The sequence below is a fragment of the Caballeronia arationis genome (genome assembly GCF_001544975.2).
Classification (GTDB): domain Bacteria; phylum Pseudomonadota; class Gammaproteobacteria; order Burkholderiales; family Burkholderiaceae; genus Caballeronia; species Caballeronia arationis.
In genome coordinates, this window is record NZ_FCOG02000023.1 from 44,392 (window position 1) to 66,189 (window position 21,798).

Sequence of the window (21,798 nt, forward strand, 5' to 3'; positions counted from 1 at the left end):
TTCAATGTCTCTTTGACGAAGCGCATCAACATCAAACGGTTTCGACAGCGGCGGCAACCACCGGTATCGGAAACGGCCTGGACTTTTCCTCGGCCGTGGCGGGCCGGATCTGCCCCCGCTCCTCGACGAAGGTCACGTTGGCATCGCCCTGGTCGCTATTGACGAAGTGCCGGAACCGCTTGCGCGTCTCCGGATCCGTCACGGCCTTCTTCCACTCGCATTCGTACGTGTCGATCACCTGTGCCATCTCTGCTTCGAGTTCCGCGCCAAGCCCGAGCTTGTCGTTCACGACCACGTCGATCAGATAATCGAGCCCGCCTTCGAGGTTGTCGCGCCACACGCTGGTGCGTTGCAGCCGGTCTGCCGTGCGCACATAGAACATCAGGAAGCGGTCGATGTAGCGAATCAGCGTCGCATGATCGAGGTCCGACGCAAGCAGTTCAGCATGCCGCGGTTTCATGCCGCCATTGCCGCACACGTAGAGATTCCAGCCCTTCTCGGTCGCGATGATGCCGACATCCTTGCCCTGCGCCTCAGCGCACTCGCGTGTGCAGCCCGACACGCCGAACTTGATCTTGTGCGGCGCGCGCAGACCCTTGTAGCGGTTCTCGACTTCCACCGCGAGTCCGACCGAATCGCCGACGCCATAGCGGCACCACGTCGACCCGACACACGACTTCACCGTGCGCAGGGCCTTGCCATATGCGTGACCCGACTCGAAGCCCGCCGCGATCAGCTCTTCCCAGATGAACGGCAATTGCTCGACGCGCGCGCCGAACAGGTCGACACGCTGACCGCCCGTGATCTTGGTATAGAGACCGTACTTCTTCGCCACTTGTCCGACCGCGATCAGCCCTTCGGGCGTCACTTCGCCGCCCGGCATGCGAGGCACGACCGAGTAGGTGCCGTCGCGCTGGATGTTGGCGAGGTAGTAGTCGTTCGAATCCTGCAGGCTCGCGTGCTCCTTCTTCAGCACGAACTCGTTCCAGCACGAAGCCAGAATGTTCGCGACCGCAGGCTTGCAGATGTCGCAGCCATGACCGCGGCCATGCTTCGCAAGCAGTTCGCCAAAGGTCTTCACGCCCTCGACGCGCACGATGTGATAAAGCTCCTGGCGCGAAAACGGAAAGTGCTCGCAGACATGGTTGTTCACGCTCATGCCCTGCTTCTTCATCTCGGCCTTCATCACTTGCGTGACGAGCGGCACGCAGCCGCCGCACGAAGATCCCGCCTTGCAAGCCGTCTTCAATGCGCCGATGCTCGTGGCGCCCGCACACACCGCTTCGCAGATCTGCGCCTTCGTGACGTTGTTGCACGAGCAGATCTGAGCACCCGCCGGCAGCGCTTCGACGCCCAGCGCGGGCTTCGCCTTGCTATCCGATTGCGGGAGGATCAGGAATTCGGGCGCTTCCGGCAGCTCGATGCGGTTCAGCATCATCTGCAGGAGCGTGCCGTATTCAGTCGCGTCACCGACCATCACGCCGCCGAGCAGGAACTTGCCGCAATCGGAGACGACGAGCTTCTTGTACACCTGCTTGCGCTCGTCGTGGTACTGATACGAACGGCTGCCCGGCGTCTTGCCGTGCGCATCGCCGATGCTCGCCACGTCGACGCCCATCAGCTTGAGCTTCGTGCTCATGTCCGCGCCGCCGAACTCCGCGGCTTCGCCCAGCAGATGCTTCGCTGCAACGCGCGCCATGTCGTAGCCCGGCGCGACGAGGCCGAACACCATGCCCTTCCACAGCGCGCATTCGCCGATCGCGTAGATGTTCTGGTCGCTCGTGCGGCATGCGTCGTCGATCACGATGCCGCCGCGCGGGCCCACTTCCAGCTGCGCCGCACGCGCGATCTCGTCACGCGGACGAATGCCCGCCGAGAACACGATCATGTCGGTGTCGAGATGCGTGCCGTCGGCGAACTGCATGCGGTTGCGGCCCGTTTCGCCGTCTACGATCTCCTTCGTGTTGCGCTCGGTATGAACCGTCACGCCCAATTCCTCGATCTTGGTCCTGAGCGCGCGGCCGCCGCCTTCGTCGACCTGCACCGCCATCAGGCGCGGCGCGAATTCGACGACGTGCGTTTCCAGCCCCAGGTCGCGCAGCGCCTTCGCGCATTCGAGACCGAGCAGGCCGCCGCCGACCACCGTGCCCGTCTTCGAGCGCGCACCGCATTCGCGCATCGCTTCGAGATCCTCGATCGTGCGATAGACGAAGCAGTCGGCGCGATCGCGACCCGCGAGCGGCGGCACGAAGGGATACGAGCCGGTCGCGATCACGAGCTTGTCATAGGCGAGCGTCTCGCCGGTCGAGACCGTGACGGTGCGCGCGGCGCGATCGATCGAAGACGCCTTCGCACTCAGGCGGAGCACGAAGTTCTCGCGCTCGAAGAAGCCAGGAGCGACGAGCGAGAGGTCTTCCGCCGTCTTGCCCGCGAAGAACTCGGAGAGGTGCACGCGATCGTAAGCGGGGCGGGGCTCTTCGCAGAGCACCGTGATGTCGAGGCCTTCCACGGGCGATTCGGCGAGGCATTCGAGGAACTTGTGGCCCACCATTCCGTGGCCGATGACGACGATTTTCATGACAGGAATCCTTAGGTGGGTGGTTTAGTTCGCGATGCCGTTGTTGACCGAAAGCGCGTGCTCGCGCAGCGCTGCTTCGCGTGCCTTGTGCTCGGGGCTGAAGCGCACTGCCAGCGCACAGATCGCCGAAACCGCGACGAGCATGCCGAGCATCGACAGCGTCTGCTGCACGTTGCCGACGCCCTTCATCAGGAAGCCCGCCGCCACCGCGCCCACATTGCCGCCCGCGCCGATCACGCCCGCCACGCCGCCAAGCGCCTTGCGGTCGATGAACGGCACGAGCGCGTAGGTCGCACCGCACGCCATGTGCGTGAACAAGCCGAAGACCAGCATCGCGACCACGGCGAGCGCCACATTGCCCGCGTGCGCGAACCAGAAGAGGCCGATGCCTTCGCCTGCAATCAGGACGAACAGGAGCGTCGAGCGAATATCGAGGCCGCGCTTCGCGGCGAACTTGTCGGAGAGCCAGCCGCCGAGCGCGCGGGCGAAGAGCGCGAGCAGGCCGAAGCTGCCCGCCGCCATGCCAGCGGAGGCGAGCGAGAGCTGGAAGTGATCGACGTAATAGACCGCCGCGATGTTGTGGATGAACACTTCGACGCCGAAGCACGCCGCATAGGTCACGAACAGCATCCACACGCGATAGTTGGCGCAGGCCGCGCGAAAGCTCGCCCAGCCGCCCTTCTTGCCGCCGTCGATGGCGATGCCGCGTGCGCGCAGGTCCGCGAAGTTGCCTTGCGGGCAGTCCTGCGTATAGCGCCAGTAGAAGAAGGCCATGATCGGCATCGCGATGCCCGGCACGACGAGCGCCAGGCGCCACGCCGAGTGCTCGCCCGCACCGATCGCGATCGCAGCCGCCACCAGCATCGGCACGAGCGCCTGCGCCGCGCCTGCGCCCGCATTGCCCCAGCCGGCAGTCGTCGCATTTGCGGTGCCGACGACGTTCGGCGCGAACATCACCGACGTGTGGTACTGCGTGATAACGAAGCTCGCGCCAATCGCGCCGATTGCGAGGCGGCAGAACAGGAAGCTCTCGTAGCCGGTGGAGAACGCGGCGCCGAGCACCGGAACCGCACCCGAGAGCAAGAGGCCCGCGTAGACCTTGCGCGGACCGAAGCGGTCGCACATCGGGCCGACGATCAGGCGCACCAGAATCGTCACCGCGACGGCGGCGATGTTGATGTTCGCGATCTGGTCGACGGAGAGGCCGAACTCGCGCTTGATGAGCGGCATCAGCGGCGCGCATGCGAACCACGCGAAGAAGCACACGAAGAATGCCATCCACGTGACGTGGAAGGCGCGCATCGGCGCGGTGCGCATGCTGAACAGATCGATTCGGGTTGCCTTGTTTGCCATTTTCTTTCCAGAAAAAGAAAAGGCGTCCCGCGAAGCAGGCAGATGACCTGTTCGGGGGACGCCATTGTCCAAAAGCTCGTATGTAGGGGGGTGCGTGTGTCGCGTAATTCAGCGGATCGCCGTTGACCCGATGGCGAGACATAAGGCAAGGCCTATGCCATCGAGCCCGAATCCCTGTGTTTATGCGGGTTTGCGGGAAATCAGCGGGAGCACGGTCCGCTCGCGGCGGTTTCATCGTGATGCGCGCCAGCACATGGATGGTGCGACGCAGCACTGAAGGCGTGCGAAGCGTGACCACATTAACGCTGATTGAGAAGCTCCGTCGAACACCCACGCTCAGGCATCGCGTTCCCGCGATCGATGCGCGCCGCGCCGATCGTGTGCAGCACGAAGACTCGTCGCACAGGCGCAGTGCAGCGACGTGGCAGATGCCATCTAACAGAGCCCTGTCTGCAAAGGCTTTCGGCGGCATCGACGCGACTGGCCTGCTTATTGCATTGTGCTGATCGCTCACGGCAACGGCGCCGGCGAGCAAGAATCGAAGGTCTTCTTTCAGTGCACAGCACGGAAGGCGGACGACAAGCAGCAGGATTCAGGACAACGGCGTCCCCTCGTGCACACACGCGAGCGGGCGCCGTTTTTTGTTTTCAGGCAGGCCATCGCAGCCACGCACAGCGAATCAGTAAAGGACATCACGATGACGACGACTCTCAACAACGGCAAGGTCACGCTTTTGAGCGCGGGTCCGGGCGACCTCGATCTCCTGACGATCAAGGCCGCGAAGGCGCTCGCCGCAGCGGATGTCGTGCTCCTCGACGATCTCGCCAATCCTGAGATCGTGTCGCTCGCGCCGCGTGCGCGCGTGATTCGCGTCGGCAAGCGCGGCGGCTGCAAGTCGACACCGCAGGCATTCATTCAGCGCCTCATGACGCGCTATGCATCGAAGGGACTGCACGTCGTGCGCGTGAAGGGCGGCGACGCGCTGCTCTTCGGACGCGCCGGCGAGGAACTCGCGGCGCTCAAGCGCGCGGGCATTCCGTTCGAGATCGTCAACGGCATCTCGTCGGGATTCGCGGCGGCCGCGAGCCTCGGCATCTCGCTCACGCATCGGGAGCACTGCCAGGGCGTGACCTTCATCACCGCGCACATGCAGGACCACGGCGAACCGGACTGGGCGACGCTCGCCGCCACCGGCACGACGCTCGCGATCTACATGGGCATGAGCCGTATCGAGAACATCTGCGCGGGACTCATGGCCACGCTTCGTGCGGAGACGCCCGCGGCCGTCGTGCAATGGGCAGGCGGCGCGAACGAGCGCCGGCTCGTCACCACGCTCGGACGCCTCGCCACGGAAGCGCAGGCGGCGAAGCTCGGCAGCCCGGCGGTGATTCTCGTCGGCGATGCAATTGGCGAAGCAAAGGCGTTCCCCGCGTCCGCGTTCGGCTACGATTCGCGCGACGGCCTCGCGCATGCGGCCTGACGCGGACCGCCGTTGCGACGCAGTCTGCATCGCGCCGGGATTGAACGCCGGAACGCGCGACGTCGCGCCCCGATATACTTGAACCAGAAGCGTGCGCAAGCAAGGCACGCCGCCCGCACCGTCCCCGAATGAATATTCCCCGCGTCTGACCATGCTGCGTGTCCTTCTCGTCACCGACACGGACAAGCCGATCGGCGATCTGCGCCAGGCGCTCGCACGCCTTGGCTACGAGATGCTGCCGGAAGCCGCGACGCCCGCCGCGCTGCCAAAAGTCGTCGAGCGCGAACGGCCGGATGTCGTCATCATCGATACCGAGTCGCCTTCGCGCGACACGCTCGAACAGCTCGCGGTCATGAACAAGGCTGCGCCGCGCCCCGTGCTGATGTTCAGCAGCGACGCCGACCAGCAGTTCATCCGCGCGGCGGTCGGCGCGGGCGTGACGGCGTATCTCGTCGAAGGGCTCGCGGCCGAGCGGCTCGCGCCGATTCTCGAAGTCGCGCTCGCGCGCTTCGCGCACGAGGAGCAGTTGCGCCAGCGCCTTCAGAAAGTGGAGAGCGAACTCGCCGAGCGCAAGATCATCGACCGGGCGAAGCGTCTCCTGATGGAACGCCGCCAGATGACCGAGCAGGAGGCGTACGCCGCGTTGCGCAAGCGGGCGATGGATCACGGGATGAAGGTCGCCGAAGTGGCGCGCCAGCTCGTGTCGATGGCCGATCTACTGGGGTGACCCGCACGCTATGAATACCTCGACCCTTTTCGGCGCTCCCGAGAAAACACATATCCGGCTCGGCTTCGTCGCGCTGTCGGACGCCGCGCCGCTCGCCGCCGCACGCATGCTCGACCTTGGCCGCAAGTACGGCCTCACGCTCGAACTGTGCCGCCAGCCGTCGTGGGCCGCCGTGCGCGACAAGCTGCTGTCGGGCGAAATCGATGCCGCGCATGCGCTCTACGGTCTCGTATACGGCGTGCAACTCGGCATTGGCGGGCCGCAGGCCGACATGGCCGTGCTGATGGTGCTCAACCGCAACGGCGGCGCGATCACGCTTTCGAACGCGCTCGCCGACGCCTGTCGAGACACCGGCAGCGTGAAGGACGCTTTCGCTTCGCTCGGCAGGAAGCCCGTGCTCGCGCAGACTTTCCCGACCGGAACCCACGCGATGTGGCTCTACTACTGGCTCGCGGCGAACGGCGTGCATCCGTTGCGCGACATCGAGAGCGTCGTGATTCCGCCGCCGCGCATGGGCGACGCGCTCGCCGAAGGGCAACTTGACGGCTTCTGCTGTGGCGAGCCGTGGCACGCGCTCGCGGAAGCGCGCGGCGTCGGCAGGACGGTCGTGCTTACGAGCGGCATCTGGCCGGATCACCCCGAGAAGGCGCTCGCGAGCCGGCGCGATTTTGTCGCGCTGCATCCGAACACGTCGCGCGCGCTCGTCGCGACGCTGCTCGAAGCGTGCCGCTGGGTCGACAGTGCGGAGCATCGCTCGGAGATCGCGGCGCAGCTTGCCGCGCCGGATCTCGTGAATGTGCCGCGCGCGGTGATCGAGCCGCGCCTGAGCGGCGTCTACGATCCAGCGCGCTTCCCGCGGCCGCTCGCCGTCAGTTTCTTCGATGGCGGCGCGGTGAATTATCCGCGTGCGTCAGACGGGCTGTGGTTCGTGACGCAATATCGTCGATGGGGCATGCTCGATGGTGCCGTCACGGCCGATGATGCAGCTCTTGCCGCCGCCATCAGCCAGACCGAGCTTTATCGCGAGGCGGCTTCAATCGCGGGCGTGCCGCTGCCGGACGAACGGCGCGCGGCCGTTCTGTGCGACGGCCGCGTGTGGGACGGCGACGCGAGTGCCTATCTCGAGGGATTCGATGTGCGCACTTGATTGGGGACGGCTTTTACACCGGCGGACGTGCTCAGGCGTCCATGAAACTTGCTTTGACTTGGTCTATTAGCGCCGCCCTGTTGGTGCTGCAAGAAAAGCAGGCGAAGAAACCGGCTATTCGGCCCGCGGTGTCAGAACCTGATCACAATTGCGTCACACACTGGCACAGCCTCCAGTTTCGCCCTCATAAGACAAACCGGGTTGTCGAACATGGTGGTATGCACTCCCGTTGAGCTTGACAACGCGACCTGAGCACCTGAGGTCGAAGCGAAGCGAGGACGGATGGATGAATGCTGTACCAGTCCCTACACTGTGCGATGACACAGTGCGTGCCGCGCACCAGGCCCGGTTAGTCTTATGAGGGCGACACTTAGGCGCTGTGCCGGTCAGTATGGCAAGTGAGCTGCCCTTCGAACACCGCGGTCCTCCTGGCTGCTTTCTTTGCTTACTTTCTTTGCAGCAGCAAAGAAAGTAAGTCCCGCCCCGGACAGGGGCAGAGCAAACAAACCGACGCGAAAGCAAGTTCGATGGAAGCGCGAAAATATCAAACGGTGTAAACACCCCTGAAGAACCCTACCCTACCCGACCTGCCCATCGGAGGAACGCATGGAACTTCTCACCGTCGACATCGACAAGCCCGAAGACCTCAACTTTATTCTCGGGCAATCGCATTTCATCAAGACCGTGGAGGACCTGCACGAGGCGCTCGTCGGCGCGGTGCCGGGCATCCGCTTCGGGCTCGCGTTCTGCGAGGCCTCGGGCAAGCGGCTCGTGCGCTCGTCGGGGACGGACGCCGCCGCGCAGCAGCTCGCCGAGAAGAACGCGATGGCGATCGGCGCCGGTCACAGCTTCATCATCGTGCTGTGCGACAACTTCTTCCCGGTCAACGTGCTGAACGCCGTAAAGGCGGTGCCGGAGGTGTGCCGCATCTTCTGCGCGACCGCGAACCCGACGCAGGTGCTCGTCGCAGAGACGGAGCAGGGGCGCGGGATCGTGGGGGTCATCGACGGGTTCGCGCCGCTCGGGATCGAAACCGCCGAGGATGTCAAGTGGCGGCACGATCTGCTGCGCAAGATGGGGTACAAGGCGTGAGGCGGCCGGCGATCGCCCGGAAGCGCCTCGCGTCAGCCAGAAGAATCTTGACTTGATCCCCATATTGGCGAGAATGTGGGCCCCGGCCCGGCCGGGCGCCCCGGCACGGCGTTTTTGGCGTGCGGTCACGAAATAAACGCGGATGCTGTATAACCGGCAGGAGCGCTCGCCGCGCCGCACGCAGCGGGCCGCGAGGCCAACCGCCGGCACGCCGCCAGTGGAGGCGCTAAAGAGCGCCCGCCGGCGCAACCGTCGGACAAAACACCTGCGCCGGCTCCCGGCGCACATCGACGCCCGGCATTCCAGCACCACCGGCAGCCCAAACCAGTTCAGCGTCGCCTGAGGAAGGGTCGTCCTCGGGCAGCGCCATCAGGAGCATGTCATGACCGACTTGAACCCGTCGTTTTTCGGCAGGATGTCGATAGCCTTCGGCACGTTTTTCAGCATTCTCGGCAATGCCGAGTTCGCCGGCCGCGTGAAGCGCCTTCGCGAAGCGCCCGTGGCGCCCGAAGCCGCGCCGGCGCCCGCGCCCGCCCGGGCCGCCGCGCCCGCTCCGGTGATTCTCAAGGAAGCGAGCCCCGACGCCGCGCTCCAGCTTCTCGGCCTGCTCCAGCGCGATGCGCGCTTCATCGATTTCGTCGAAGAGGACATCGTCAACTACACCGACGCCGACATCGGCGCCGCCGCGCGCCTCGTGCACGAAGGCTGCCGCACGGTGCTGCGCGAGCACTTCACCATCCGCCCGGTGCGCGACGAAGCCGAAGGCAGCCGCGTCACGCTGCCCGACGGCTTCGACGCCACCGCAATCCGCGTGACGGGCAACGTCGTCGGCAAGCCGCCGTTTCACGGCAGCATCAGCCACCGCGGCTGGAAGGTTGCCGACGTCCGCCTGCCGAAACTTGCCGACAGTCACGACGCGCGCGTCGTCGCCCCCGCAGAGGTGGAACTATGAGCGATCCTCGCTATTCGATCGGCGTCGATCTCGGCACGACGCACTGTGCAATCTCCTGGGTCGACATCGCCGCGAGCGACGGCGACAAGACCGTGGAAGGCGTGCTGCCGGTCGCGCAACTGACAGGTCCCGGCGCCGTCGAGCCGCTCGACCTGCTGCCGTCGTTCCTCTACCTGCCGCATCCGAACGAACTCGCGCCCGGCGATCTCTCGCTGCCGTGGACCGCCGAGCGCGGCTTCGCGGTCGGCGAAATGGCGCGCAGCCGCGGCGCCGGCACGCCGATCCGGCTCGTCTCCAGCGCGAAAAGCTGGCTGTGCCATCCGGGCGTCGACCGCCGCGCGGCCATCCTGCCGAACGACGCGCCCGAGGAAGTCGAGCGCGTGTCGCCGCTCGATGCGTCGGTGCGCTACCTGACGCACCTGCGCGAAGCGTGGGACCACGCGCATCCGGACGCGCCCTTCGCCGACCAGGACATCACGGTCACGATCCCCGCCTCGTTCGATCCTGCCGCGCGCGAACTGACCGCCGAAGCGGCCGACGCCGCCGGCTACGCGCGCATGACGCTGCTCGAAGAACCGCAGGCTGCGCTCTATAGCTGGATCCAGAAGAGCGACGGCGTCTGGCGCAAGCAGGTGCGCGTCGGCGACGTGATCCTCGTCGTCGATGTCGGCGGCGGCACGAGCGACTTCTCGCTGATCGCGGTCGTCGAGCGCGAAGGCAACCTGGAACTGCATCGCGTCGCGGTCGGCGAGCACATCCTGCTCGGCGGCGACAACATGGATCTCGCGCTCGCGCACGTCGTCGCGAGGAAGCTCGCTTCGCAGGGCACGCAGCCCGATCCGTGGCAACTGCGCGCGCTCACCTACGCGTGCCGCTCGGCCAAGGAGACGCTGCTTTCCGACCCGTCGGCCGACGCCGTGCCGCTCGTCGTCCCGAGCCGCGGCTCGAAGCTGATTGGCGGCTCGATCCGCACCGAACTCACGCGCGCCGAACTCACGCAGACGATCCTCGAAGGCTTCTTTCCGCAAGTCGAAGCCAAGGCGCGGCCGGTCAGCCGCGCGCGCGTCGGCCTCACGCAACTCGGCCTGCCCTACGCGCAGGACGCCGCGGTCACGCGCCATCTCGCCGCGTTTCTCGCGCGGCAGGTCGCAGCGCTCGCGGAACTCGGCGGCGCGGCCAACGAAAACGCGAGCTTCCTGCACCCGACCGCCGTGCTATTCAACGGCGGCGTGTTCAAGTCGCCGCTTCTCGTCGAGCGCATCCTGACGACGCTCAACGGCTGGCTCGCGAACGAAGGCGCGCCGCCCGCGCGCCTCCTCGAGGGCGCCGATCTCGATCTCGCGGTCGCCCGCGGCGCGGCCTACTACGGCTACGTGCGGCGCGGCAAGGGCGTGCGCATTCGCGGCGGCACGGCGCAGGCGTACTACGTGGCGGTCGAATCGGCGATGCCCGCGGTGCCGGGGCTCGAACCGCCCGTGTCGGCGCTGTGCGTCGCGCCGTTCGGCATGGAGGAAGGCACCGATGCCGCGCTGCCCGCGCAGGAATTCGGCCTCGTCGTCGGGGAGCCGGTGCACTTCAGGTTCTTCGGATCGTCGGTACGGCGTCTGGACCAGGTCGGCACGATGCTCGACTACTGGCAACCCGACGAACTTCAGGAACTCGACGAAATCGAAGCAACCCTGCCGACCGAAGGCCGCACGCCGGGCGAAGTCGTGCCGGTGAAGCTGCACGCGCGCATCACCGAGGCCGGCACGCTCGAACTCGAAGCGGTCCCGCGCGGCAGCAGCGAGCGCTGGAAGGTCGAATTCGACGTCCGCGGCGGCGCCAGCGCGCACGGCGAGTAAGGCGCTTCGAGCAAGATGAAGCGCTATTCGGTCGGCATCGACCTGGGCACGAGTAACACGGTCGTCGCGTATGCAGAGGCGGATTCGTCCGAGATCCGCGTGTTCGACGTCGATCAGCTCGTCGGCCTGGGCGAAGTCGGCGCGCGGCCGCTCCTGCCTTCGGTGCGCTATCACGCGGCGCCCGGCGAACTCGATGCGGGCGGCCTGCATCTTCCCTGGCAGCGCGCCGGGCACGAAGAGACGCAGGTCGTGATCGGCCGGCTCGCGCGCACGCTCGGCGCGCAGGTGCCGGGGCGGCTCGTCGCGAGCGCGAAGAGCTGGCTGTCGCACGCGTCGGTGGATCGCGTGGCGCCGATCCTGCCGTGGGGCGCGAGCGACGACGTCGCCAGGGTCTCGCCCGTGGCCGCGAGCGCGAGCTATCTCGCGCACGTGCGCGCGGCGTGGAACCATCGCTTTCCGAAAGCGCCGCTCGAAGATCAGGACGTCGTGCTGACGGTGCCCGCCTCGTTCGACGAAGGCGCGCGGGCGCTGACCGTCGAGGCGGCGCGCTTGGCGAAGCTGCCGAAGCTGCGGCTGCTGGAAGAACCGCAGGCGGCGTTCTACGACTGGCTGTTCCACCATCGCGCGAACCTCGATTCGGAACTCGGCGAGACGCGTCTCGTGCTGATCTGCGACGTCGGCGGCGGCACCACCGACCTCACGCTCATCAAAGTGGAAATGCTCGACGGCGAGCCGCAACTGACGCGCATCGGCGTCGGCAACCATCTGATGCTCGGCGGCGACAACATGGATCTCGCGCTTGCGCATCTCGCGGAAGCGCGGTTGAGCACGGGCAGCGCGCGGCTCTCGGCGGCGCAGATCTCGCAGCTCGTCGAGCGCAGCCGCGCCGCGAAGGAGCAACTGCTCGGCGCCGATGCGCCCGAGTCGGCGTCGATCACGCTGCTCGGCGCGGGCTCGAAGCTCGTCGGCGGATCGCGCTCGGCGCAGGTATCGCGGCAGGAAGTCGAGCAGATCATCGTCGACGGCTTTTTTCCGGCGGTGTCGTCGGGCGAGCGGCCGGGGCGCACGCGCGGTGGCATCGTCGAATTCGGGCTGCCCTATGCAAGCGATCCGGCGGTCACGCGGCATATCGCCGGATTTCTCGCGCAACATGCGGCCCGGTCGCGGCAGGCGCCCGGTCTGGCCGACACGCCCACTGAGCCGCAAGCGAGCCCGGCGCCGCTGCCCGTCCCCGACACGCTGCTGCTCAACGGCGGCGTCTTCCGCGCGAATGCGCTGACGGAGCGCCTCGCGAGCACGCTCGGCGCATGGCGCGGCGCGCCGCTCAAGCTGCTGCACAACGCAAACCCCGACGTGGCCGTCGCGCGCGGCGCGGTCGCGTATTCGCTCGCGCGCGCGGGACAGGCACCGCGCATCGGCGGAGGCTCGCCGCGCAGCTTCTTCCTCGTGCTCGACGAGGACGGCAAAAGCGAACGCGGCATCTGCCTGTTGCCGCGCGGCACGGAGGAAGGCCACGAGATCGCGCTGACGGACCGCACCTTTGCGCTGCGGCTCGGCGCGCCGGTGCGTTTTCACCTGGTGTCGTCGGTCGCGGATACGGCCCGTCGGCCGGGCGACCTCGCCGACCTGTCGGCCGCCGGCGGCGACTTCGTGCGCCTGCCGCCGATCGCGACGGTGGTCGCGCCGCAGGACGCAAGCGGCCCGCGCGATACGCCCGTCCACCTGACTTCGACGCTCACCGAAGTCGGCACGCTCGACGTCCACTGCATCGCAACCGATGATCCGTCGCAGCGCTGGCTGCTCGCCTTCCAGTTGCGCGGCAACGAGGCGGAGAGCGACGGTGACGCCGCGCTGCATCCTGCTCTGCCGAAAGCCGTCGAGCAGATCGACCGCACCTTCGGCGCGAAGTCGCACGACGTCGGTCCGAAGGAGGTCAAGCGGCTGCGCGCGCAGCTCGAACAGTTGCTCGGCCCGCGCGATACATGGGACATCGCGCTCCTGCGCGAACTGTACGGCACCCTGATCGAACGGGCGCGCCGCCGCCGGCGCTCGGCGGATCACGAACGGCTCTGGCTCAACCTCGTCGGCTATGGCATCCGGCCGGGCTTCGGCCATCCGCTCGACGAATGGCGCGTCGAGCAGCTCGCGGCGCTCTACGACCAGGGCATCCAGTACGTCAACGAAAGCCAGATCTGGTCGGAATGGTGGACGCTCTGGCGGCGCGCGGCGGGCGGCCTGCCGCCGGACGCGCAGGTGCAGTTGCTCGACGACATCGCGTTCTATCTCCAGCCGCCCGGCACCTCGCGCTACAAGAAGATGGCAGGCACGGCCAAGGTCGGCTACGACGACATGGTGCGGCTCGCGGCGTCGCTCGAACGCGTGCCGGCCGAGCGCAAGATCGAGATTGGGCAATGGCTCCTCACGCGGCTCAGGAAGCCGTCCGAGAACGCGCAGAGCTGGTGGGCGGTGGGCCGCATCGGCGCGCGCCAGCCGTTTTACGGCAGCGCGCACGGCGTCGTGCCGCCCGCGACGGCGATCGAATGGCTCACCACGATCCTCACGCTCGACTGGAAGAAGATCGAGCCCGCGGCGTTCGCGGCGGTGCAGATCGCGCGGATGACCGGCGACCGCTCGCGCGACCTGCCCGACGATATCCGCGACGAGGTCGTGCGGCGTCTGACGGCGGCAAACGCTTCGAAGAGCTGGATCCAGATGGTCAGCGAGACCGTCGAACTCAATCGCGCCGACGAAGGACGCGTGTTCGGCGAGTCACTGCCGGTCGGGATCAAGCTGATCGGCTGAGCCGACGAACACCGAAAATGCTTCGCTCTCAGAAGCGAGTGCGATGACCCGAAGCTGAACTGTCGCGCCGATACATCACGACACGACGCACTTTCTTGATTCCCGGCAATGCGGCGCCTATGTTTAAACCGTGTCATTCCGACACGCGAAGGAGGTCAACATGCCATCCCCGAGAAAAGCTCCGGCAAGCCATCCCGCCGAAACCGAAATGTCGAGCCGCAAGAAAAGCGCGTCCGGCACGAAGCAGACGGCAAGCAAAGCCCAGGGCGCCAAGGAAATGCAGGTCGCCAAGCGCACCACCAAGGCCAAGACAAAGGTATGACCGGCCCAAGCCCTCGTCCCTGTGCCGAGGGTCTCGCCCGACCGATCGCAGCGCTCTCTTTCGACTTCCTTCCGGCTGGGCCCGCTCATCGCCCGCCACCAACCTCCGCAGTCGAACTCGGGTAACCCCCGAGTTTTCTTGATTTCGTCCGAAAAACGCGCTTGCCGCGGGTGAGATGTCGCCTAAAGTAGTTAACCTCCCTCCTGTCTAAGCGAGCGCGACATGCATGTCCCGAACCGGTTCGCCGGCATCCAGAGGTCCTGGTCGTACTCCGCCGCTGCGCGAGAAGCGGGCGTGAGCCTCGTCAAGAATCTTTCGATACCCAAGCCGTTCGCCGACCCGGCCCTCGAAGCGCAGTTCCTCGAAGAGCACAGCCAGCGGTTCTGCGCATTCCGGCGGGCCTCGGCGCTGCTCGCGCTCGTCCTGTGGACGTCGTTTCTCACCTGGGACCTGACCGTCGCGCGCCAGAGCAAGATCCTGAGCGTCGTGTTCACCGACCTGCTCGTGCTGCGGATGCTCGGCATCGTGCTCCTGTGCTGCGTCGGCGTGCTCGTGCTGCGGCCGTCGTTCCGTTCGCACGTGATGTCCGCGCGCGTCATCTTCACCGGTATTTATGGACTTATTTTCCTGATGCTGGTGATGATTGTCGTCACGCCCGCGCCCTTCAACTATTCGCAGCACTTCCCCGGCCTCTATCTCGCGCTCTTCTTCCAGTTTTCGTTCTTTTACCTGAAGTCGCGCAACGCGCTGACCGTCGCGATTCTGACGCTCGGCGGGGTCGTCTTCATCCAGGCGGCGTTCAACGTGCTGCTGCCGGCCGATTTCGGCGCGGGGATGTTCTATCTGGTGAACATGGCGATCGTCGGCCACGGCGTCTGCGTGCACGCTGAGCGGGTCTCCCGCGAGCGCTACGCGGCCGAGCGCGAGCTTGCGTCGGTCAATAGCGAACTCAGCGACGCCAACGTCGAACTGGCGCGCAAGAACGACGAACTGGAGGTATCGAAGAAGGATCAGGACGTCAAGACGAACGCCCTGCTCGCGCTGAAGGAGCAGCAGATGCTCGCCGCCCAGACGGCGAGCCGGGACAAATCGAACTTCCTCGCGGCCGCGACCCACGACCTGCGCCAGCCGATGCACGCGCTCAACCTGTTCCTGCAGGCGGCATCCGAAGCGATCCGGCGCGGCGAATTCCGCGAAGCCGGCCGGCTGATCGACGAATGCGGGCGCTCGTCCGTGATCCTCGCGCGGCTCCTGAACGCGGTGCTCGATTTGTCGCGGCTGGAATCGGGGCGCGTCGTGCCGCGTTATCACGTCTTCGACCTGCGGCTCATCATCGAGGAAGCCGTCGCGCAGCTTCGTCCGTTCGCACAAAGCCGCGGTGTCGACCTGAGGTTGCGCCTGCCGCGGGAAAACCTCGTCTGCGTGCGCAGCGACGCGCACTGGCTCGGTCGCGCGGTCGCGAATCTCATCTCGAACGCGATCAAGTACGCGAAGACCACCGACGACGCAACGCCGACGGTGATCGTGGGCGTCGTCCGCTCGCCGACGCGCGCGCGCGTCGACGTGGTCGACAACGGGATCGGCATTTCGGCGGCGCACTGGGAATCGATCTTCCAGCCGTTCTTCCAGGTCGGCAATCCGGAGCAGGACCGCGACAAGGGCCTGGGACTCGGCCTCTCGATCGTCAACGCGGTGATTTCGATGCTGGACGAGCACCGGATTGAACTGAAATCGGCCGAGGGGCTCGGCTCGCGCTTCTCTTTGGAGATGCCGCTCTGTGGCGCCAGTCCCGAGAAGCCCGCGCCGCGCGTGCCGGCGAAAGGTGATGCCGACGAAGTCAGGCAACTCGACGGGCTGTATGTGCTGCTGGTGGAGGACGACGGCCTCGTGCGGGCGTCGACGGAAGCGCTCTTGACGCAGTGGGGCGTGCTGTTCGATTCGGCGGCGACTTTCGAGGAGTACGAGGAGATCCTGGACTCGCTGGAGCGATTCCCGGATCTCCTCATCACCGACTACCGCCTGCGCGACTTCAAGACCGCGCGCGAGGTGGCGATGCTCTGCACGTCGAAACTCGGCAGGCCATGTCCGACGCTCGTCGTGACGGGCGAACCGCAGGCGACCATCGTGCCGCTCGCCTGCACGCACGACGTGCTGAGCAAGCCGGTCAGCCCCGCCGATCTGCGGCAGGAGATTCTGTCGCTGATCTCGGGCCGCTGCCCGGATTTCGTCGAAGCCGCCTGAGCGCGGTCCGAAGAATCGCTATGCCGTCGGATGGCTCACCGGCATTTCGATGCCGCGCCGGGCCATTTCGACGATCAGGAACGTTCGGCGCGACACGTGAAAGCGCGCGAGCAGGTCGCTCGAATACTCCTTCGCCGTGTTCTCGCTGATGTTCATCTTGCGCGCGATCGCCTTGTTCGAGAGGCCCTGCAGCAGGTAGCGCAGGGTTTCGGTCAGGCGCGGCGGCAGTTCGAGCGACTCGACGGTCGGGCTCGAATGCGTCGCGACCGGCTTCGGGCTGTGGCCACCTTTGCCGAGCACCGTGTTCGGCAGATAGACGCGGCCCGACAGGATCGTACGGAGCGCTTCACGAAAAACCTCCGCGCCCTGCTCGCTGCCCTTCGAGATGAACCCGCAGGCGCCGTTCTTGATGCATTCGAGCACGGTGTCGCGGTCGTCCTGTGCCGAAAGCATGATGGTCTGTACCTCGCGCTCTTCCTCGCGTATCCAGTTGAGCAGGTCCATGCCGGTCGCGTTGCCCCGAAGGTTGTAGTCGAGGAACATCAGATCGTACGAACCCGCGGATAGCTTTTCCTTCGCCTGCTCGAAGCCGTCCGCTTCGTCGATTTCGAGCAGGGGCTCATTCGCGAGAATCAGCGTCTTCATTGCGCTGCGCGTGAGCCCTTCGTCCTCTACCAGCAATACTGTTTTGAAATATCCGTTTTCCATTGCAGTCCCCGAGAACATGAGCCGATAGTACGCCCGTATCAAACCCTCGCCACCCTCCATTCGCGGGGATGTCGACACCCTCCTTAACGATCGCCGTGCCCCTTATGGATGCGGGTTTTGCGCGAAGCACGGCCGGCCGAGAATGGCTCATCCGATCCACTGCATCACGGAGACGCACATGGCCAGCCGATCACCTGCCGAGCAGGAGAAGCATTTTGCGTTGTGGAGCATCAAGCGGGCGCGAACCCAGGACGCGTCACGGCGCGTCCTGATCGCGCACAAGGACAAGTCGATCGGCGAGTCGCTCGCCGTGATGCTGCGGTTGAAGGGCCTGGAGGTCATCCATTCCCAGGACCTGAAGTCGGTGCGCTCGCTCGTCCAGAACTGGAAGCCCCAGGCGCTGGTCCTCGATACGAGCCTCGACAGCGAGTCGGGCTATGTCTTCATCCGCACGCTGCGCATGGACGCGGACATCACCGGGCGGTTGCTCGTCGCGATGAGCGGCGTCTGGCCCGCGGATCCCGTCGAGACGCTCAAGGATGCCGGCTTCGATGCGCATTGCAGAAGGCCGTGCTCGACATGGCGGATCGTCGATCTCGTCGAGGCGTTCTTTTCGGCGCCGGCCACCCGACAAGGAGGTGTGTGATGAACAAGGACAATTGCCTCGTCGTGCGGGGTGTCATGCCGGCGCGCGCGGCGCGCGCCGACACGGTCGAAGCGGCTACGCGGCGGCGCCGTCGACGTGCGCGTCCGGGCGGACGCCGGTTTCCAGCGCGAGCCACGCCTGTTTTTCACTACCTGGCTCGATGAACTCGACGCCCGTGCCGGGCAGTCCCTTCGCATGCAGGTTGAAACCGTCGCTCACGTGCGAAACCGGCTCCACGCACAGATAGCCCGCACCCGCCGGGCAATGCACGACGGCGTGCGACAGCGCGTCCGACGCGCTCAGAGCCAGCGTCGGTCCGCCTGAATAATGCAGCATCGCGTGTCCGTCCCAGCCGCCGAGATAGCGCGTATAGCCCGCTTCTTCGCGCTCGTGGTGCCGCGCCGGCACGCCAGACGTCGGCTCGATCGCGATTTCTTCTTCGTGGCGCCACAGCACCTGCGTGTCGAGATCCGCTGACTGCGCGCCAAAATAAGGATGAAAACCGAAGCCCAGCGGCATCGGCTGCGCGGAGCGGTTGACGACGCGCATCGTGAGCCGCGCGCCCGAATCGTGCAGCGCGAAGGTCTGGGTGACTTCGAACGCCCACGGCCAGCCATCGTCGCCCGCGCGGTGCGTGTAGTGCAGCACGATTTCGTCCGCGCGATGCTGCTCGATCGTCCACGCAGCGTACTGGCCGAAGCCATGCAGCGCATGAGCCGCGCCGGGGAATGTCGAGAGCGCGACGAGCGTGCCGTCCGGCGCAGTGAAGCGCGCGTCGCGCACGCGATTCGAAAACGGCACGAGCGGATAGCAGCCGCCTTTCGGCCAGGCGTCGCCCGGCCAGCGTTCAGCGACGATCGGCACGAGCCAGTCATGGACGCGCCCATCGTCCGTCGTCGTCGAGAAGCGCGTGATGCGGCCGCCCGCCGCCGGCGCGATTTCCATCGCATGCGCTCCGTGCGCGATCGTCACGCGCGAAGCGGCACTCAATTCGACCACCCGGCGTTCGATTCCCGTCACTGCTTTTGCTCCTTCACGCGCGAGACCAGCTGCGTCGGGCTCACGAACTGCAGCGCGATCAACACCCACACGAGCGTGATCGCCATGTAGATCATCGCCATGGCATCGATCGACTGCGGCGCCCGCACACCCGTCGAGAACACGGCGTAGTACAACGCGACGACGAGCGTCTGCGTCGACGGCCCCGCGGTGAAGAACGTCAGCTCGAACATGCCGATGGTGCGCACCAGGACGAGCAATCCCGCCGCGAGCATGCCGGGCACGAGAAGCGGCAGCAGCACGTAGCGGAAATAGCGCGCCGTGTTCGCGCCGAAGATCCGCGCCGCCGACTCCAGGTTCGGATCGATCTGCTCGATGAACGGCGTCATCACGAGAATCACGAACGGCAGCGCGGGCACGAGGTTCGCGAGGATCACGCCGGAAAGCGTGCCCGCGAGCCCGACCTTGTACATGACGGTCGCCATCGGAATGCCGTAGGTGACGGGTGGGACCATCAGCGGCAGCAGGAAGATCAGCATCGCGAGGCGCTTGCCGGGAAACTGCACGCGCGCAAGCGCGTAGGCGGCTGGCACGCCGAGCACGATCGAAAGAATCACCACCGCGCCGACCACCTGAATCGTCACCCAGAGGACGCTCGTCAGCTGGAAGTCGGTCCATGCCTGCGCGTACCAGTGCAGTGTGAAGCCCTGCGGCAGCGGCGTGCCGAACCAGCGTGTGGCGATCGAATTGACCGCGACGGTCGCGATCAGCAGAAGCACGTTGAGCAGGAAGAAGCCCATCGTGAACCAGACGAACGCCTTCCACAGCCGGTCAGCCACGCTCGCGTGCTGCTTCCGGCCGGGTTTGGCGCCGTTGTCGAGCGCCGTGTCGGGCGCGCCCTGCAACGCGGGCGCCGCGTGATGATCGGTTGCCATTAACCCTTGCCTCCCGTCACCGGACCGGTATAGAAGAAGCGCCGCGCGCCGAGCATCCCGCCGACGACCAGCAGTTGCACGAAGCCCATGATGATCGCGATAGTCGAGGCGAGCGAATAGTCGTAGCTTTCGAACGCGGCCTCGGCGGCGGCGATCGAAATGACGCGCGTCGGTCCTGCCGGCGCGCCGAGCAGCACCGCCGACGGAAACACCGAGAACGCCTGCACGAACGACAGGCACGCGGTCATCGTGAGTCCGGGCATGAGCAGCGGCAGGTAGATCTGGCGAAACTGTTGCCACGGATTCGCGCCGAGCGTGGCGGCTGCGCGCGCGAGCGTCGGGTCGATGCCGGTGACGTACGAGAGCGTGAGCAGGAACGCGAACGGAAAGCCCGACACGATCAGCGAGATCAGCACGCCCCAGTAGTTGTGCGTGAGGCGCACTTCGTCGGTGTAGAGATGGAGCCCCTGCAGCGCCTGCGGGAACCAGCCATTCGGGCCGAAGTAAGTGAGCATGCCATCGGCGATCAGCACCGTGCCGAGGGTCACCGGGATCACGAGCAGCGTCGTCACGAACTTCTGGTAAGGCGAACTGCGCCGCAGCGCGAACGCCACCGGCACCGACACGCCCACGTTGATCAACGTCGCGGGCACGGCGAGCTTGAGCGTGACGAGGATCGTCGGCCACATCGCGGTGTCGGTGAAGAACGTGATGTAGTTGGCGAGCACGCCGCCGCCGTTCATCGGCGTGAACGACAGCACGAGCCCGTAGGCGAACGGATAGATGAAGAGCGCGACGATGAAGAAGAGCGCCGGCGTGACGAGCCAGCCCTTCGGATCGCGCCGGACAGGCAGCGCGACGGTGCTCATTGCGCTTCTCCGTCGTACACGAGCGTGCGCGACGGCGCCACGCGCAAGGTGACGTTCTCGCCTTCGGTGAATTCGCCTGCAAGACGCGCCCACAGCTTGCCGAACGCGCTCGTCACGCGGATCAGCGAATCGCGGCCGCCGTATTCGACGGTTTCGACTTGTGCGTCGAAAGCGTTCTCGGTGCCGGGCACGGCGCGTTCCATGTCCTCGGGACGCAGCGCGACGCTCACGCTCTTGCTGTTGAAGCCTTCCATCGGCGTGCCGAGGAGGCGCACGCCGTTGGCTGTCACCGCGACGGCCTCTCCTTGCGTGCCTTCGAGCGTAAAGCTCGCGACATTGCGAAAGCCCATGAAGCGCGCGACATGCAGGTTCTTCGGCCGCGAATAGACCTCTTTGGGCGGCGCGACCTGCTGCACGACGCCTTCCTTCATCACGACGATGCGGTCGGCCATCGACAGCGCCTCGTCCTGATCGTGCGTCACGTAGATCGTCGCGCGCTCCAGCTTGCCGTGGATGCGGCGGATTTCCGCGCGCATCTCGATGCGCAGCTTGGTGTCGAGATTCGAGAGCGGTTCGTCCATCAGCACGAGCGGCGGCTCGATCACGATCGCGCGCGCAATCGCGACGCGCTGCTGCTGTCCGCCCGAGAGCTGGCCGGGCAGTTTGGCGTCGTGCCCGATCAGTTGCACGAGCTGCAACGCGGCTTTGGCGCGCTTCAATGCGTCGGCTTTCGGCACGCCGCGCATCTTCAGCCCGAAGCCGACATTCTCCAGCACCGACATGTGCGGAAACAGCGCGTAATTCTGGAACACCATGCCGAAGCCGCGCTTTTCGGGCGGCAGCACGTCGATGCGCTCGCTGTCGAGCCAGATGCCGCCGCCCGTGAGCGGCTGCAATCCGGCGATGCAGTTGAGCGCGGTCGACTTGCCGCAGCCCGACGGCCCGAGCAGCGCGATGAACTCGCCGCGGCGGATGTCGAGGTCGAGTCCGCGCAACGCCGCGAGCTGGTGGCCTTCGGCGTTGGTGAAGCTGCGCGACACCGAGTCGAGGCGCAACTGTTCGAAAGAGTGCTTCATGACATTTTCCCGATGACGCGGCGGCTG

The 21,798-nt window shown here is 66.2% G+C and carries 17 protein-coding genes; 10 read left to right on the top strand and 7 right to left on the bottom strand.

Annotated elements, in window-relative coordinates; translation table 11 throughout:
* Nucleotides 1-31: 31 nt before the first annotated feature.
* Complete coding sequence (gene nirB / locus AWB81_RS16245) at nt 32-2,578, bottom strand: nitrite reductase large subunit NirB (protein ID WP_062637109.1); 2,547 nt, start codon at nt 2,576-2,578, stop codon at nt 32-34.
* Nucleotides 2,579-2,602: 24 nt separating this feature from the next.
* Nucleotides 2,603-3,931 carry an MFS transporter gene (locus AWB81_RS16250; protein WP_062637111.1) on the bottom strand — a complete coding sequence of 443 codons (1,329 nt, stop codon included), beginning with the start codon at nt 3,929-3,931 and terminating at the stop codon, nt 2,603-2,605.
* Between the two features lie 697 nt (nt 3,932-4,628).
* On the opposite strand from AWB81_RS16250, the gene cobA reads away from it, so the two are divergent.
* The 9 genes from cobA (at nt 4,629) to AWB81_RS16290 (ending at nt 16,538) form a co-directional block, all read left to right on the top strand.
* Nucleotides 4,629-5,411 (top strand): uroporphyrinogen-III C-methyltransferase, encoded by a 783-nt coding sequence (gene cobA, locus AWB81_RS16255; RefSeq protein ID WP_062637204.1) that lies wholly within the window; start codon nt 4,629-4,631, stop codon nt 5,409-5,411.
* Nucleotides 5,412-5,562: 151 nt separating this feature from the next.
* A complete protein-coding gene (locus tag AWB81_RS16260) occupies nt 5,563-6,138 on the top strand; it encodes an ANTAR domain-containing response regulator (protein WP_062637113.1) in 576 nt (191 codons plus the stop codon).
* Nucleotides 6,139-6,148: 10 nt separating this feature from the next.
* A complete protein-coding gene (locus tag AWB81_RS16265) occupies nt 6,149-7,285 on the top strand; it encodes a CmpA/NrtA family ABC transporter substrate-binding protein (RefSeq protein ID WP_062637115.1) in 1,137 nt (378 codons plus the stop codon).
* Between the two features lie 606 nt (nt 7,286-7,891).
* A complete protein-coding gene (locus AWB81_RS16270; RefSeq protein ID WP_062637119.1) occupies nt 7,892-8,377 on the top strand; it encodes an adenosine-specific kinase in 486 nt (161 codons plus the stop codon).
* Between the two features lie 382 nt (nt 8,378-8,759).
* The gene (locus AWB81_RS16275) at nt 8,760-9,329 is read left to right on the top strand and encodes a DUF2760 domain-containing protein (protein WP_062637121.1); all 570 of its coding nucleotides are present in this window, start codon (nt 8,760-8,762) and stop codon (nt 9,327-9,329) included.
* Entirely contained in the window at nt 9,326-11,173 is a 1,848-nt protein-coding gene (locus tag AWB81_RS16280) for an Hsp70 family protein (protein WP_062637123.1), read from the top strand. The genes AWB81_RS16275 and AWB81_RS16280 overlap by 4 nt, the downstream gene beginning before the upstream one ends.
* Before the next feature lie 15 nt (nt 11,174-11,188).
* Nucleotides 11,189-13,975 (top strand): Hsp70 family protein, encoded by a 2,787-nt coding sequence (locus AWB81_RS16285; RefSeq protein WP_062637124.1) that lies wholly within the window; start codon nt 11,189-11,191, stop codon nt 13,973-13,975.
* A gap of 160 nt (nt 13,976-14,135) precedes the next feature.
* Entirely contained in the window at nt 14,136-14,297 is a 162-nt protein-coding gene (locus AWB81_RS45720; RefSeq protein WP_159938904.1) for a hypothetical protein, read from the top strand.
* Between the two features lie 222 nt (nt 14,298-14,519).
* Nucleotides 14,520-16,538, top strand: a complete 2,019-nt coding sequence (locus AWB81_RS16290; RefSeq protein ID WP_062637125.1) for an ATP-binding response regulator — start codon at nt 14,520-14,522, stop codon at nt 16,536-16,538.
* An 18-nt stretch (nt 16,539-16,556) separates the two neighbouring features.
* Here AWB81_RS16290 and AWB81_RS16295 read toward each other — a convergent pair whose 3' ends face one another.
* On the bottom strand, nt 16,557-17,246 hold the full coding sequence (locus tag AWB81_RS16295) for a response regulator (protein ID WP_062637205.1): 690 nt from the start codon (nt 17,244-17,246) through the stop codon (nt 16,557-16,559).
* Between the two features lie 178 nt (nt 17,247-17,424).
* Here AWB81_RS16295 and AWB81_RS16300 point away from each other — a divergent pair, with 178 nt between their 5' ends.
* Nucleotides 17,425-17,892 (top strand): response regulator, encoded by a 468-nt coding sequence (locus AWB81_RS16300; RefSeq protein ID WP_062637126.1) that lies wholly within the window; start codon nt 17,425-17,427, stop codon nt 17,890-17,892.
* Nucleotides 17,893-17,967: 75 nt separating this feature from the next.
* On the opposite strand, the gene AWB81_RS16305 is transcribed toward AWB81_RS16300, so the two are convergent.
* Genes AWB81_RS16305 through AWB81_RS16320 form a run of 4 tightly spaced genes read right to left on the bottom strand, consistent with a single transcriptional unit; the run spans nt 17,968 to nt 21,771 of the window.
* Nucleotides 17,968-18,912 (bottom strand): aldose epimerase family protein, encoded by a 945-nt coding sequence (locus tag AWB81_RS16305; protein WP_062637128.1) that lies wholly within the window; start codon nt 18,910-18,912, stop codon nt 17,968-17,970.
* Complete coding sequence (locus AWB81_RS16310) at nt 18,909-19,826, bottom strand: ABC transporter permease (RefSeq protein WP_062637130.1); 918 nt, start codon at nt 19,824-19,826, stop codon at nt 18,909-18,911. The genes AWB81_RS16305 and AWB81_RS16310 overlap by 4 nt, the downstream gene beginning before the upstream one ends.
* Nucleotides 19,826-20,695: an ABC transporter permease gene (locus tag AWB81_RS16315; protein ID WP_062637132.1), complete on the bottom strand. Its 870-nt coding sequence runs from the start codon at nt 20,693-20,695 to the stop codon at nt 19,826-19,828. The genes AWB81_RS16310 and AWB81_RS16315 overlap by 1 nt, the downstream gene beginning before the upstream one ends.
* The gene (locus AWB81_RS16320) at nt 20,692-21,771 is read right to left on the bottom strand and encodes an ABC transporter ATP-binding protein (RefSeq protein ID WP_062637135.1); all 1,080 of its coding nucleotides are present in this window, start codon (nt 21,769-21,771) and stop codon (nt 20,692-20,694) included. The genes AWB81_RS16315 and AWB81_RS16320 overlap by 4 nt, the downstream gene beginning before the upstream one ends.
* Nucleotides 21,772-21,798: the final 27 nt, after the last annotated feature.